The sequence below is a fragment of the Sphingobium sp. B2 genome (assembly GCF_007693735.1).
GTDB classification, from domain to species: domain Bacteria; phylum Pseudomonadota; class Alphaproteobacteria; order Sphingomonadales; family Sphingomonadaceae; genus Sphingobium; species Sphingobium xenophagum.
Genome location: NZ_VDBZ01000004.1, coordinates 204,328 through 206,105, shown reverse-complemented (window position 1 = coordinate 206,105; position 1,778 = coordinate 204,328). Strand labels below are relative to the sequence as shown.

Below are 1,778 nucleotides of genomic sequence, written 5' to 3'. Positions count from 1 at the left end.
ATCCCCCACGTGTGTCAGCATCACGGACGGATGGTATTACAACCTCGAGCCCATAGGAGCCCATCGGTGCCATCTCCATGTGTCCACCTCTTCCTTGGTGGACACATCCTTCACACCGCGTCACTCAACCGAACAGGTGCGCGGAATTTCGCGCTTACGAAATAATGGAACCGCGTCAGCTTGCCGCCGATGATCCCGCCCGCCTCGCCGAAGGCTACCTGTGCATGGCCCGGCCTGTGGCTCAGCGGAATGAAAACCTCACGGCTGCGTAACTTCGCGCACGCTACATACTCTCGCACAATCGTGATGCCCCCGGTGAACCATGCTCATCGCGCAGCCGCTCGAATATCCGTCCTCCCGTATGCCGCTGCTTGGAATGCACTGTACGATCATCGATCAATATCTGATCAATGATCTCGGTGAACCCCGCCAGCTTCCGGCTGTATGTAACTCCGCATCGCCCGTGCTGCGGGGGCTCCGGGAAAACCAGCATCTTGTCGACCGTGTTGCGATTAATCCCAAAATACGCCGCTGCGGCCCGGCGGCTCATGCCGTCAATAAGCACGGCATGGCGAACCTTCTGATAAAGCTCCACTCTCTTCACCCTCCGCCTCCGCACAAAAGCGAAGGTCTAGCAGAAGTGGCCCCTTTTTAATCCGGTGCTACCGCCAATGAATGGCCCCTTTTATTACCGGTGTTCTCATATCGGATAGACCAAATATCGTGGAAGCACAGAGGTATCGAGCTCAGCCCGCCGCGACAATAGCTTCAGCCCGCCATTCTTTTGTTGCCGCACGCTGTCAAGATATTGGCCTGCGGCAAGCACCTGGGTGATGCCACTGTCTTTAGGCGTCATGAACACGGAAAAGTTAGACCGCATTTCCAAAGTGGCTGCATCGGTTCGATGATAGCTGGTCAATTGCACGAAATGACGTGTACGATAGTCCTGGAATGTGCCGACCCAAATGTCATTTACGAAAGTGACGCGATCCTCGAGCCTCGCCCGGCAGTCGTCGTACATAAAGCCAAGGGCAAGTCCGTGCTCTGAATTTTCCGCCGAACGGCAGAAATACGACGCGTTTTCCTCGTCCGGGCTCTGTTGCAAAGATTGGCGGCAGTCAGAGGTAGGCTGTCGCTCTGCGCCGATCAGGCGGCTGCTGCGAAATGGTGGTTGAGCATGCCCATGGCCTCCGTCAGCGCCGAGGGCCCAATGCCAAAAGCTCTCTCCACAAGGCGCACCTCGCCCCTGATGCCGGGCTGCAGGCACCAGGGGCGAGCCTGTCCTTTGCGCAGGGCTCGCATGACTTCGAATCCCTTGATCGTGGCATAGGCCGTGGGGATCGATTTGAAACCGCGCACCGGCTTGATCAGTATCTTGAGCTTTCCGTGATCGGCCTCGATCACGTTATTGAGATACTTCACCTGCCGGTGGGCCGTCTCCCGGTCCAGCTTTCCTTCGCGCTTCAATTCGGTGATCGCTGCACCATAGCTCGGCGCTTTGTCGGTATTGAGCGTGGCAGGCTTTTCCCAGTGCTTCAGGCCTCGCAGGGCCTTGCCCAGGAACCGCTTCGCTGCCTTGGCGCTGCGGGTCGGCGACAGGTAGAAATCGATCGTGTCGCCCCGCTTGTCGACTGCCCGGTACAGGTAGGTCCACTTGCCCCGCACCTTGACGTAGGTTTCATCCAGGCGCCAGCTCGGATCAAAGCCACGCCGCCAGAACCAGCGCAGCCGCTTCTCCATCTCCGGGGCGTAGCACTGGACCCAGCGATAGATCGTCG

The 1,778-nt window shown here is 58.3% G+C and carries 2 protein-coding genes and 1 pseudogene; all 3 read right to left on the bottom strand.

What is annotated here, in order from left to right:
• Positions 1 to 158: 158 nt before the first annotated feature.
• Positions 159 to 604 (bottom strand): annotated as a pseudogene (locus tag FE851_RS21915) (IS21 family transposase); the annotation flags it as partial.
• Positions 605 to 700: 96 nt separating this feature from the next.
• Positions 701 to 1,105, bottom strand: a complete 405-nt coding sequence (locus FE851_RS21910) for an aromatic-ring-hydroxylating dioxygenase subunit beta (protein ID WP_261371158.1) — start codon at positions 1,103 to 1,105, stop codon at positions 701 to 703.
• A gap of 41 nt (positions 1,106 to 1,146) precedes the next feature.
• The coding region (locus FE851_RS21905) for an IS6-like element IS6100 family transposase (protein WP_089046707.1) at positions 1,147 to 1,778 on the bottom strand (632 nt) is incomplete at its 5' end.